The 12286-nt window shown below is 70.6% G+C and carries 13 protein-coding genes; 6 read left to right on the top strand and 7 right to left on the bottom strand.

The genetic code is table 11. The features are described from left to right. Positions 1-46: 46 nt before the first annotated feature. From ACQRWP_RS23995 to ACQRWP_RS24010, 4 genes are all read left to right on the top strand, one after another. Positions 47-985, top strand: a complete 939-nt coding sequence (locus ACQRWP_RS23995) for an ABC transporter permease (RefSeq protein ID WP_238658631.1) — start codon at positions 47-49, stop codon at positions 983-985. Between the two features lie 152 nt (positions 986-1137). Continuing rightward, positions 1138-2094, top strand: coding sequence for an ABC transporter permease (locus ACQRWP_RS24000; RefSeq protein WP_430497923.1), 957 nt, complete (start codon positions 1138-1140; stop codon positions 2092-2094). Positions 2095-2164: 70 nt separating this feature from the next. Next, positions 2165-3196: an ABC transporter ATP-binding protein gene (locus tag ACQRWP_RS24005; RefSeq protein ID WP_430497925.1), complete on the top strand. Its 1032-nt coding sequence runs from the start codon at positions 2165-2167 to the stop codon at positions 3194-3196. Beyond that, complete coding sequence (locus ACQRWP_RS24010; RefSeq protein WP_430497927.1) at positions 3177-4214, top strand: ABC transporter ATP-binding protein; 1038 nt, start codon at positions 3177-3179, stop codon at positions 4212-4214. The genes ACQRWP_RS24005 and ACQRWP_RS24010 overlap by 20 nt, the downstream gene beginning before the upstream one ends. Before the next feature lie 102 nt (positions 4215-4316). Here the strand turns inward: ACQRWP_RS24010 and purH are convergent, their stop codons facing one another. Genes purH through ACQRWP_RS24025 form a run of 3 tightly spaced genes read right to left on the bottom strand, consistent with a single transcriptional unit; the run spans position 4317 to position 6783 of the window. After that, positions 4317-5888, bottom strand: a complete 1572-nt coding sequence (gene purH / locus ACQRWP_RS24015; protein WP_430497929.1) for a bifunctional phosphoribosylaminoimidazolecarboxamide formyltransferase/IMP cyclohydrolase — start codon at positions 5886-5888, stop codon at positions 4317-4319. Further along, a complete protein-coding gene (gene purN / locus ACQRWP_RS24020; RefSeq protein WP_091406347.1) occupies positions 5885-6505 on the bottom strand; it encodes a phosphoribosylglycinamide formyltransferase in 621 nt (206 codons plus the stop codon). The genes purH and purN overlap by 4 nt, the downstream gene beginning before the upstream one ends. After that, positions 6502-6783 (bottom strand): hypothetical protein, encoded by a 282-nt coding sequence (locus ACQRWP_RS24025; protein ID WP_430497932.1) that lies wholly within the window; start codon positions 6781-6783, stop codon positions 6502-6504. Before ACQRWP_RS24025 ends, purN begins: the two co-directional genes overlap by 4 nt. A gap of 12 nt (positions 6784-6795) precedes the next feature. Between ACQRWP_RS24025 and ACQRWP_RS24030 the strand changes: the two genes are divergently transcribed. Next, positions 6796-7350 carry a DUF4190 domain-containing protein gene (locus tag ACQRWP_RS24030; protein ID WP_210783383.1) on the top strand — a complete coding sequence of 185 codons (555 nt, stop codon included), beginning with the start codon at positions 6796-6798 and terminating at the stop codon, positions 7348-7350. A 53-nt stretch (positions 7351-7403) separates the two neighbouring features. On the opposite strand, the gene ACQRWP_RS24035 is transcribed toward ACQRWP_RS24030, so the two are convergent. Beyond that, positions 7404-8693 (bottom strand): cell division protein PerM, encoded by a 1290-nt coding sequence (locus tag ACQRWP_RS24035; protein WP_430497934.1) that lies wholly within the window; start codon positions 8691-8693, stop codon positions 7404-7406. A 200-nt stretch (positions 8694-8893) separates the two neighbouring features. On the opposite strand from ACQRWP_RS24035, the gene ACQRWP_RS24040 reads away from it, so the two are divergent. Then, complete coding sequence (locus ACQRWP_RS24040) at positions 8894-9160, top strand: hypothetical protein (RefSeq protein WP_091406354.1); 267 nt, start codon at positions 8894-8896, stop codon at positions 9158-9160. Positions 9161-9233: 73 nt separating this feature from the next. Here the strand turns inward: ACQRWP_RS24040 and sucD are convergent, their stop codons facing one another. The 3 genes from sucD to ACQRWP_RS24055 form a co-directional block, all read right to left on the bottom strand. Further along, on the bottom strand, positions 9234-10121 hold the full coding sequence (sucD, locus tag ACQRWP_RS24045) for a succinate--CoA ligase subunit alpha (protein WP_430497937.1): 888 nt from the start codon (positions 10119-10121) through the stop codon (positions 9234-9236). Positions 10122-10123: 2 nt separating this feature from the next. Continuing rightward, entirely contained in the window at positions 10124-11302 is a 1179-nt protein-coding gene (gene sucC / locus ACQRWP_RS24050; protein WP_091406357.1) for an ADP-forming succinate--CoA ligase subunit beta, read from the bottom strand. A gap of 432 nt (positions 11303-11734) precedes the next feature. After that, on the bottom strand, positions 11735-12139 hold the full coding sequence (locus ACQRWP_RS24055; RefSeq protein WP_030491849.1) for a cobalamin B12-binding domain-containing protein: 405 nt from the start codon (positions 12137-12139) through the stop codon (positions 11735-11737). Between the last annotated feature and the right edge of the window lie 147 nt (positions 12140-12286).

Genomic DNA, 12286 nt, shown 5'->3' on the forward strand with positions numbered 1-12286 from the left:
TGCCGTCCTGCGACCCTTTCGCACATTTCCGGAGAGACTGCTAAGCATGTTCCGCTACATCCTGCGGCGCCTACTGCAGATGGTCCTGGCGTTCTTCGGGACCACCCTGATCGTCTACGCGCTGACATTCGCCGGGCAGGGCGACCCGATCCAGGCGCTCGCCGGCGAACGGCCGGTGACGCCAGCGCAGCGGGCCTACCTGACCGAGAAGTACCACCTGGACGCCACGGGCGTCGGCGGCTTCTTCTACCGCTACTTCGACTACGTGAAGAACCTGCTCCAGGGCAACCTGGGCGAGTCACTCACCGGTCGGAACATCGGCGACATCCTTCAGCAGGCCTGGCCGGTCACCGTGCGGCTCGCGCTCATCGCGCTCGCTGTGGCGATCATCTTCGGCGTCACCGCCGGGGTGCTCGCCGGCATCCGCCGGGCCAGCATCTTCGACAACTCGACGCTGGTGCTGACCCTGCTGGTGCTGGGCATCCCGACCATCGTGCTGGCGCCGCTGGCGCAGTACTTCCTGGGCGTCAAGTGGCAGCTCTTCCCACCCACCGCCGGCTCCGACCCGACGTTCTACGCGCTCCTGCTGCCGGGCATCGTGCTCGGCTCGCTGTCGCTGGCCACCGCCCTACGACTCACCCGGGCCTCGGTGGCGGAGAACCTGCGCGCCGACTACGTGCGGACCGCCCGGTCCAAGGGCCTGGTCAAGCGGCGCATCGTCGTCGTCCACGTGCTGCGCAACTCGCTGATCCCGGTGGTCACCTTCCTCGGTGTGGAACTGGGCAACCTGATGAGCGGCGCGATCATCACCGAGGGCGTCTTCAACATCCCCGGCGTGGGCTTCAACCTCTTCCGCGGCATCCGCACCGAGGACGGCCCCCTGGTGGTGGGCATCGTCAGCGTGCTCGTCGTGGTCTACCTGGTCTCGAACCTGGTGGTGGACGTCCTCTACGCCGTACTCGACCCGAGGATCCGCTATGAGTGAGCGCAGCGAACGAATCATCAGCGCAGCGTGCCTGGGCTCTCATGCCGGCGCCGAGCGCAGCGAGGTGGCGGCATGAGTGAGCGCAGCGAACGAATCATCAGCGCAGCGTGCCTGGGCTCTCATGCCGGCGCCGAGCGCAGCGAGGTGGCGGCATGAGTGACTTTGAGACTGTGGCGGCCACCGAGAACCAGGCCGCGCGACGTGGCCCCTCGGGAGAGCCGGGCACGCCCAACCAGATCGGCGCCGCGAACAAGCCCCGCAGCCTGGCCGGGGACGCCTGGCGCGACCTGCGCCGCAACCCGATCTTCTGGATCTCGCTGGCGCTGGTCGTCATCTTCACCCTGATGGCGCTGCTCCCCGGGGTCTTCACGGCCAACAACCCGAACGACTGCCTGCTTTCCCGGCAGCACGCCGGGCCGTCCGGCGGGGCCATCTTCGGGTACGACTTCCAGGGCTGCGACACGTACTCCCGGGCGGTCTACGGCACCCGGGCGTCGCTGTTGGTCGGCGCGCTCGCCGCGCTCGGCACCGGAATCATCGCGCTGGTGATCGGCATGTTGGCCGGTTACTTCGGCAGCTGGGTCGACGCGGTGCTCTCCCGGGTGATCGACGTGGTGCTCGGCATTCCGCTGCTGCTGGCCGCGATCGTGCTGCTCAAGCGAGTGTCCAGTGACAGCCAGTGGGCTCGGATCGGCGCTGTCGTCTTCGTGTTGGCTCTCCTTGGCTGGACCACCGCCGCCCGCGTGGTCCGGTCCTCGGTGATCACCGCGAAGGAGCAGGACTACGTCGCGGCGGCCCGGATGCTCGGCGCCGGCAACAGCCGGATCATGTGGCGGCACATCCTGCCGAACTCGCTGGCCCCGGCGATCGTCGTGCTGACCATCGCGCTCGGCTCGTTCATCGCGGCCGAGGCGACGCTCTCCTTCCTCGGCATCGGCCTGAAGGCGCCCACCATCTCGTGGGGCCAGGACATCGACACCGGCCGGATCCACATGCGGGAGGCGGCCACCCCGTTGATCGTCCCGTCGGCCTTCCTGGCGCTGACCGTGCTGGCGTTCATCATGCTCGGCGACGCGATCCGTGACGCCTTCGACCCGAAGCTGCGGTGATCCCTCACATGCGAGCGCGAGGAGTGAGCGAAGCGAGCCCCGCAGTCGCGAGCGAAAGGCAGGCACAGTCTTGACCATCAATCCCACTCCCGCCTCCGCCACACCCGAGGGCGGTCACCTGCTGGAGTTGCGGGACCTGCACGTCGAGTTCCGCACCAACGAGGGCGTCGCCCGGGTGATCAACGGAGTGTCGTACCACCTGGACGCCGGCGAGACCCTTGCCGTGCTCGGCGAATCCGGCTCGGGTAAGTCGGTCACCGCCCAGGCGATCATGGGCATCCTGGACACCCCGCCCGCGTTCGTCCGCTCCGGCCAGATCCTCTACCAGGGTGAGGACCTGCTCACCCGCTCCGAGGAGCAGCGCCGGCAGGTACGCGGCAAGGAGATCGCGATGATCTTCCAGGACGCGCTCTCCGCCCTCAACCCGGTCTTCCCGGTCGGCTGGCAGATCGGTGAGACGCTGCGCCAGCGCGCCGGCATGTCCCGAGCCGACGCTCGGCGTCGTGCCGTCGAGCTGATGGATCTGGTCAAGATCCCGGGTGCCGCCAAGCGGATCGGTGACTACCCGCACCAGTTCTCCGGCGGCATGCGGCAGCGCGTCATGATCGCCATGGCGTTGGCGCTGGACCCGAAGGTGCTGATCGCCGACGAGCCCACCACGGCCCTCGACGTGACCGTGCAGGCCCAGATCATGGACCTGCTGGCCGACCTGCGCCGGGAACTCAACATGGCGATGATCCTGATCACCCACGACCTGGGTGTGGTCGCCGGCGTCGCGGACCGGATCGCCGTCATGTATGCCGGCCGGATCGTTGAGCACGCCGACGTCCGCTCGCTCTACAAGGCGCCCGCCCACCCGTACACAAAGGGTTTGTTGGAGTCGATCCCGCGCCTGGACGTCCGCGGCCAGGAGCTGTCGACGATCAAGGGGTTGCCGCCGAACCTGATGCGCATCCCGTCCGGCTGCCCGTTCCACCCCCGGTGCCCGTACGTCCAGCAGGTCTGCGTGGACGAGGTGCCGCACGACCTGGTCCTCGGCGACGGCCGGACCAGCGCTTGCCACTTCGCGCAGGAGGTCCGTGATGACAGCGTCGCCCGCTAACCCCACCAAGGTCCGCGGCGAGACCATCCTCTCCGTCGACAACCTGGTGAAGCACTTCCCGATCACTCAGGGCGTGCTGTTCCAGCGGCAGATCGGAGCGGTCAAGGCCGTCGACGGGGTGAGCTTCGAGCTGCGCCGGGGCGAGACGCTCGGCGTGGTCGGCGAGTCCGGCTGCGGCAAGTCCACCCTCGCCCGGCTGCTGATGCGGTTGGAGACGCCCACCTCCGGACGCGCCACCCTGGAGGGCAAGGACCTGTTCAAGGCTTCCGGGGGCGAGCTGCGCCGGCTGCGTCGCAACATGCAGATGGTGATGCAGGACCCGTACACCTCGCTGAACCCGCGGATGACCGTCGGCGACATCATCGGCGAGCCGTTCGAGATCCACCCGGATGCCGCGCCGAAGGGCAGCAAGGCCAAGCGGGTCCAGGAGCTGTTGGACCTGGTCGGGCTCAACCCGGAGCACATCAACCGGTACCCGCACCAGTTCTCCGGCGGTCAGCGTCAGCGCATCGGCATCGCCCGCGCCCTCGCGCTGAAGCCCGAGGTGATCGTCTGCGACGAGCCGGTGTCGGCGCTCGACGTCTCCATCCAGGCCCAGGTGATCAACCTGCTCAAGCAGCTACAGGGCGAGCTGGGGCTCTCGTACATCTTCATCGCCCACGACCTGTCCGTGGTGCGACACATCGCCGACCGCGTCGCGGTGATGTACCTCGGTCGGATCGTCGAGATCGGCACCGAGGACGAGATCTACGAGCGGGCCACCCACCCGTACACCCAGGCTCTGCTCTCTGCCGTGCCGGTGCCGGACCCGGAGGCCCGCGACCAGCGCAACATGATCCGGCTGGTCGGCGACGTGCCCAGCCCGGCCGACCCGCCGAGCGGGTGCCACTTCCGGACCCGCTGCTGGAAGGCCCAGGACATCTGCGCCACCGAGGACCCCCAAACAGTCCCGAGAGCAGCGGACCCCCACCCCTCGGCCTGCCACTTTGCCGAACTCCGCCCCGTAACCCCGGCCTGACCCCCCAACCACGTTGATCATGGGGTTGACGGGCCGCTTCGTCCGGCTTGTCGCCCGTCAACCCCATGATCAACCCACCCTGTGGTGGGTAGCACCGGGGGGCTAGTGGAAGAAGTGGCGGGTGTTGGTTAGGTACATCGTTACGTTGGCCTTTTTGGCCGCTTCGATGACTTCCTCGTCGCGGATGGAGCCGCCGGGCTGCACGATGGCGCGGACCCCGGCGTCGATGAGGATCTGCGGGCCGTCGGCGAACGGGAAGAACGCGTCCGAGGCGGCGACCGAGCCGCGGGCCCGGTCGGCGCCGGCGCGGCTGACCGCGAGCTGCGCCGAGTCGACCCGGTTGACCTGACCCATGCCCACGCCGACGGTGGCGCCGTCCTTGGCGAGCAGGATCGCGTTGCTCTTCACCGCGCGGACCGCCCGCCAGGCGAACGCGAGGTCCCGCAGCAGTTCCTCGTCGGCGGCCTCGCCGGTCGCCAACTGCCAGTTGGCCGGGTCGTCGCCGGGGGCGTTCACCCGGTCGGCGACCTGGGCCAGCACGCCACCGGTCACTGGCCGCAACTCCACCAGCGCCGGCTTCCAGGCCGGTGCCCGCAGCAGCCGGATGTTCTTCTTGCCCTGCAACACCTCGACGGCGCCCTCGTCGAAGCCGGGGGCGACCACCACCTCGGTGAAGATTTCGGCTACCTGCCGGGCCAGCTCGACCGAGACCGACCGGTTGACCGCGATGACGCCGCCGTACGCCGACACCGGGTCGCAGGCGTGCGCCCTGCGGTGCGCCTCGGCGACGTCCGCGCCGACCGCAATGCCGCACGGGTTGGCGTGCTTGATGATCGCCACCGCCGGCTGGTCGGCGAAGTCGTTCGCGGCCCGCCAGGCGGCGTCACCGTCGACGTAGTTGTTGTACGACATCTCCTTGCCGTGCAGCTGCTCGGCCTGGGCCAGCCCGGCCGGGGCGTCCGGGTCGGTGTAGAGCGCGGCGGGCTGGTGCGGGTTCTCGCCGTAGCGCAGCGCTGTCGACTTGCGCAGCGCCAGCCCCGCGAACTGCGGCCACCAGTCGTCGGCGGGCGCCAGCTCCTGGGCGCACCACTGGGCCACCGCGACGTCGTACTCGGCGATGTCGGCGAACGCCCGGGCGGCCAGTGCGCGACGCTGCGCCAGGGTGAAGCCACCCTCGCTGAGCGCGCCGAGCAGGGCCGGGTAACCGGCCGGGTCGGTGAGCACGGCGACCGAGGCGTGGTTCTTGGCGGCGGCCCGCACCATGGCCGGGCCACCGATGTCGATCTGCTCCACGCACTCCTCGACGCCGGCGCCGGAGGCGACGGTGGCCTGGAACGGGTAGAGGTTGGAGACCAGCAGGTCGAACGCCGCGACGCCCAGCTCGTCGAGCTGTGCCACGTGCGTGTCCTTGCGCAGGTCCGCGAGGAGACCCGCGTGCACCTTCGGGTGCAGGGTCTTCACCCGGCCGTCGAGCACCTCGGGGAAACCGGTCACCGTCTCCACCGGCGTCACCGGCACCCCGGCGGCGGCGATGGTGCCCGCCGTGCTGCCGGTGGACACGATCTCCACACCGGCCGCGTGCAGGGCCTGAGCCAGCTCGACCAGCCCGGTCTTGTCGTAGACGCTGACCAGCGCCCGCCTGATCGGGCGGCGCCCGTCCTGAGTGGGACTCACGGAACCGTGACCTTCCTTCCGGTGATGGTCCAGCCTTCGCGGACCAGCCGACCGACCTGCTCGACGAGCTGGCGCCGCTCGGCTTCCTTGATGCGCTCGGTGAGCGTGTCGACGTCGTCGTCGTCCAGCACCGGCACCGCGACCTGCGCGACGATCGGCCCGGTGTCCATGCCGGCGTCGACGAAGAAGAGGGTGGCTCCGGTGAGCTTCACGCCGTAGGCGAGGGCGTCACGCGGGCCGTGGATGCCGGGAAACGCCGGCAGCAGCGTGTTGTGGGTGTTCAGGTAGCGGTCGCCGAAGGCGGCGAGGAAGTGCGGGCCGACCAGCTTGAGGAAACCGGCGGAGATGACCAGATCGGGTTGGTGCTTCGCGACGTGCGCGGTGAGCGCGCGGTCCCAGTCCTCCCGGGTGTCATGGTCGCGGACCCGCTCGACGAAGGTCGGCACCCCCGCCGCGTCGGCCCGGTCCAGACCCGCGATGCCGTCACGGTCCGCGCCGACCGCGACGACCTGCGCGCCGTACGCGGGGTCGGCGGCGGCATCCAGCAGCGACTGAAGGTTGCTCCCGGAGCCGGAGATGAGGACGACGATGCGGGCGACAGGCGCGGGCTCGGTCACCGGGCCACCCTATCGGGCAGGTCAGAGACGCCCTTCGACCGGGCGGTGCGCCGATCTTCGACGGTTCCGACGTGCGTCGACCCGGTACGCTGCCGCTCGCTCGGGCCGAACGCCGCAGCGGCCCACACACCGCCCCTGATCCGGCACACGAAGCGGTCGACAAGGGCCTGTTTGCCTGCTTTGAGAGACATGTCGTCCTGCTGCTGTACTGGGCTTTGGGAGGACTGACCGCGATCATGGATGGAAACAAAGAGCACCAACTGACGGAACCAGTCCAAGGAGCTTCTCGAATGCAGCCCGGTAACCCCGGTCAGGACCCGTACGGCCAGCAGCCCAACCAGGACCCGACCGCTCCCCAGCCGCCGGCCGCCCCGTACGGCCAGCAGCCCACCTCCGGCCAGCCGTACGGCCAGCAGCCGCAGGACCCGTACGCCGCGCCGCAGGCCCCGTACGGCCAGCAGCCCACCTCGGGACAGCCGTACGGTCAGCAGCCGCCGTACCAGGACCCGTACGCGCAGCAGCAGCCGCCGTACGGCGCCGGCCCGACGTACCCGAACGCCGGGTACCCGCAGGCGCAGGGGCAGAACAACACCCTCGGCCTGGTGTCGATGATCCTCGGTATCGCGTCGATCCCGCTGATCTGCTGCCTGTACCTGGGCATCCCGGTCGGCATCGCTGGCATCGTGACCGGCTACCTCGCCAAGCAGAAGGTGGCCCAGGGCCAGGCCAACAACGCCGGCCAGGCCAAGGCCGGTCTGATCTGCGGCGCGGTCGGCGTCGGGCTGGGCATCCTGCTGCTCATCCTGAGCGTCGTGGCGCAGGTCAACCTGCCCACCCAGCCCTGACGGCTCGGATTCGACGGGGCGCTCCGGGTTTCCCCGGGGCGCCCCGCGCTCGTCTACTGCGCGGGACCGCGGGTCAGCGCCCGGGTGGCGGCGGCGCCGAGCAGCGCGCCGACCGCGATGACACCGGCCGCCACCGCCCCGACCTGCCAACCCACCGGCCCGACCTGGGCCAGCCGACCGGCGCCGAGCGGCCCGCCGGAGACCGCCGCGGCCGCACCCAGCACCACCCCGGCCACCGGCCCGGCCAGCACCGCCGGCGCCAGCAACTCGGCCCAGCGCTGCGCAGCCCGCTCCGGCCCGGCGAGTCGAGCCACCCGCCGAGCGAGCAGCCAACCGGCGACCATCCCGGCCAGCACCGGCACCGCGAGCAGCAGGGCGCCGAGGCCGTCCACCGGGCCGCGCGGCAGGCCAGCGAGCAGCGGCACGGCCGGCAGCGCGCCGACCGAAACTTCGCTGGTGCGGACCGCGGTGTCGGTCCCGACCGAGAAGCCCGGCCCGAGCAGGTAACTGGTCGACCAGACCGCCGCGTTGGGCGCGTACGCGACGCTGACCAGGGTGATGCCGGCCTGCCCGGCGACCCCGGTCCGGTACGCCCCGATCATGTCGGCCGCGTCGCCGCCGCCGGTGGCCACCGCCAGGCCGGCCGCGCCCGCTCCCGCGCCGAGCAGCAGCAGCCCGGCCACCAGACCGGTGCGAACGCCGTCGCGCACCGGGCCCGGCAGTCGGGTGACGAGCAGCCGGGTCACGGCGGTGATCCGGACCGCGCCGACCAGCGCGGCGAGTGCGCCGACCACCGCGAACGTGGCGCCCGCCCGGATCAGCGACACATTCGGCCCACCCGTGCCGACCAGCACCGCCGCGAGCGCGCCGAGCATCGCGTACGCGATGCCGACAGCGACCGCGGCGAGCAGTGCCCGGCGTGGTGAGCGGGTGTCGCGAGCACCGATCGCGCGGCTGACGTGCACGCCGGCGCGGGTCAGCCGCCAGAGCGCGAGCACGGTCAGCGCCAGCGGGGCGAGCCCGAGCGGCCCGGACTCGGTGTGCAGCGGCACGCCGTGCCCGAGCAACCAGCCGGCCAGCGCGGTGCGCAGGGTGCCGGTGAGGGTGGTGGAGTCCGCGCCGAGCTGTACCAGGCCGAGCACGATGGCGACCGGCAGGTACGAGGTGAGGGCGGCCCAGCAGGCGGCCACCCCGGCGGCGACGGGCAACGGCGCCCGCCCGCGCGGCGACCCGCCCGCGCGGGGCGCGGGCACCCGCCGGGCCGGTGCGGCACGGTCGACCGGCCGGTCGTCGGCGCGCACACCGCCGGGACGGCTGGGACGGTCAGGGGTGACGGGGGACATCCGCTCTACTCTGGCACGTCGCGCGGGCGGTGGCAGTCCGTTAACCCCTCCTAAGGTCGGCGAGTTCACCGAACCGACGTCCTGCCCACCCGGGCCGGTCTAGCCTCGGCCGTGAGGGGGCGCGAGTCGCCGCCACCCGGGACGGGCCCGCCGGTCGCGGTCCGGGCCGGCACGTCGCCCATGACCGCTCGGAGGAAGCTGTGACGACGCCATACCCGCCTCCCCCACCACCACCGGCCCAGGGACGCGACCGAACCACCCTCTGGGGCGTGCTGGGCATCGTGCTGGGGCTGATCTGCTGCGGCATCTTCGGCATCGTCTTCGGTTACCTGTCCATCCGCGACGCCCGGCGGTACGGGCAGTCGCCGCTGCTCGGTTACCTCGCCATCGCGTTCGGCGTGATCAACATCATCGGCGGGGCGATCCTGCGCTCGACCGGCAACTACCCGTTCTGGAACAACGACTGACCAGCGCGGAGCGCGCGTACGCCGAAGGGGGTCGACCGTAATCGGTCGACCCCCTTCGTATTGCCTGACCGGCTCAGTTGCCGGACATGATCTCCCGCATCAGCTTCGCGGTCTCGGTCGGCGTCTTGCCGACCTTGACGCCGACGGCCTCGAGCGCCGCCTGCTTCGCCTCGGCGGTGCCGGCCGAACCGGAGATGATCGCCCCGGCGTGACCCATGGTCTTGCCGGGCGGAGCGGTGAAGCCGGCGATGTAGCCGACCACCGGCTTGGTGACGTTGGCCTTGATGAACTCGGCGGCCCGCTCCTCGGCGTCGCCACCGATCTCACCGATCATGACGATGGCGTCCGTCTCCGGGTCGGCCTCGAACGCCGCGAGGGCGTCGATGTGGGTGGTCCCGATGATCGGGTCACCGCCGATGCCGACGCAGGTGGAGAAACCGATGTCGCGCAGCTCGTACATCATCTGGTAGGTCAGCGTGCCGCTCTTGCTGACCAGGCCGATCCGGCCGGAGCCGGTGATGTCGGCCGGGATGATGCCGGCGTTGGACGCGCCCGGCGAGGCGATGCCGGGGCAGTTCGGCCCGATGATCCGGGTCCGCTCGCCCTGCGCCACGTTGTACGCCCAGAACGACGCGGTGTCGTGCACCGGGACGCCCTCGGTGATCACCACGGCCAGCGGGATCGCGGCGTCGATCGCCTCGACCACGGCGGCCTTGGTGAACTGCGGCGGCACGAAGATGACTGTGACGTCGGCCCCGGTCTCGGCCATCGCGTCCGCGACGGACGCGAAGACCGGCAGCTCGGTGCCGTCGAAGTCGACCTTCTGGCCCGCCTTGCGCGGGTTGACGCCACCGACCACGTTGGTGCCGGCGGCCAGCATCCGCCGGGTGTGCTTGGAACCCTCGGAACCGGTCATCCCCTGGACGATGACCTTCGAGTCCTTGGTCAGCCAGATAGCCATGATCAGACCCCCGCAGCTGCCAGCTCGGCGGCCCGCTCGGCCGCACCGTCCATGGTGTCCACCCGCTGCACGAGCGGGTTGTTCGCGCTGTCCAGGATCGCCCGGCCAGCTTCGGCGTTGTTGCCGTCGAGGCGGACGACGAGCGGCTTGGTGACCTGCTCGCCGCGCTGCTCCAGCAGGGCCAGCGCCTGGATGATGCCGTTGGCGACCTCGTCGCAGGCGGTGATGCCGCCGAAGACGTTGACGAAGACGCTCTTCACGGCCGGGTCGGAGAGCACGATCTCCAGCCCGTTCGCCATCACCGCGGCGCTCGCGCCGCCGCCGATGTCGAGGAAGTTGGCCGGCTTGACGTTGCCGTGCCGCTCACCGGCGTACGCGACCACGTCGAGGGTCGACATGACCAGACCCGCGCCGTTGCCGATGATCCCGACCTCGCCGTCGAGCTTGACGTAGTTGAGGTCCTTGGCCTTGGCGGCCTGCTCCAGCGGGTCCACAGCGGCCTGGTCGACCAGCGCCTCGTGGTCCGGGTGCCGGAACGCCGCGTTCTCGTCCAGGCTGATCTTGGCATCGAGCAGCAGCATCCGGCCGTCGCCGTTCTTGGCGAGCGGGTTGACCTCGACCAGGGTGGCGTCCTCGGCGACGAACGCCTGCCACAGGCCGACGGCGATCTCGACCACCTGGTCGGCGACCTCGGCCGGGAAGCCGGCAGCGGTCACGATCTCGCGGGCCTTGGCCTCGTCCACGCCCTTCACGGCGTCGATCGGGGCCTTCACGACCTTGTCGGGGGTCTCGGCGGCGACCTGTTCGATGTCCATGCCGCCGGCGACGCTGGCGATGCAGAGGAAGGTGCGGTTCGCCCGGTCGAGCAGGTACGAGAAGTAGTACTCCTCGGCCACGTCCGCGGTCACCGTGATCATGACCTTGTGGACGGTGTGACCCTTGATGTCCATGCCGAGGATGTCGGTGGCCCGGGCCACCGCCTCATCCGGGCCCTCGGCCAGCTTGACGCCGCCGGCCTTACCTCGGCCGCCGACCTTTACCTGCGCTTTGACGACCACACGGCCGCCAAGGCGTTCGGCGATCGCGCGGGCCTCTTCCGGGGTAGTGGCGACGCCGCCGGCCAGCACGGGCAAGCCGTGCCGCTCGAACAGGTCCCGCCCCTGGTACTCGTACAGGTCCACGATTGCGCGTCCCGTCCCGTCTCCGCGGCGCGCCGTCGCGCCGCCACCAGCGTTCAGAAAACAGTTTGACGCCTGTCATCAGTTGAAACAGGCCATTGGCCGCAGCCTAGCGAGGTCGGCACCACCGGCAACCGAGCGGGTGCACGGTGTGCGGTAATGCACAACCGGACATCGGTCGTGGCCGGTTTCCGGCCATGACTCGGGTGGCATCCACCGTCCGGGCGATGTTGTCCGGCTTGCGTAACCCTGCCGTGGGGGCGTCGTTGAGTCAGATGTCGGAGCGCTGAACAGCGCAAAGACGGGATACGGCCGATGCCCTGTCGGTCGAGGGGTGGCGGCGGGGCATCGTGCATAGAGGGGCCGGACGTGTGAGGGGTGCGTCCGGCCCCTCCCCCGTGCCCAAAATTCGGTGACGCAGCAGATCGGCGTGCCTCAGGAAACCGGCTGGGCCACGTTCTGTCGGACCCACTCGACAATCGCCTGGGTGGTGGCGCCCGGCGTGAAGATCTTCGCGACGCCCAGCTTCTCCAACTCGGGAATGTCGCCGTTCGGAATGATGCCGCCACCGAACACGACGATGTCGCGGGCGTCCCGCTCACCGAGCAGTTCCAGCACCCGCCGGAAGAGCGTCATGTGCGCGCCGGAGAGCACTGACAGGCCGACCGCGTCGGCGTCCTCCTGGATCGCGGTCTCCACGATCTGCTCGGGGGTCTGGTGCAGGCCGGTGTAGACGACCTCCATCCCGGCATCCCGCAGGGCGCGCGCGACGACCTTCGCGCCCCGGTCGTGGCCGTCCAGGCCGGGCTTGGCGACGACGACCCGAATCCGAGAGCTCATCAGCGCACACCTTTCACCGGCTTGACCGCCTTCACCTTAACGAACGGTAACCCGGCGGGCCCGGCCCGGGAAATCCGGGCTCTGTCACCGGCCGTTACCCGGCGTGCCCGCCTGGCAACCCGGAGGGCTCCGGCCCGTCCCCATCCC

It is taken from the genome of Micromonospora trifolii, assembly GCF_050516465.1.
Lineage (GTDB): Bacteria > Actinomycetota > Actinomycetes > Mycobacteriales > Micromonosporaceae > Micromonospora > Micromonospora trifolii.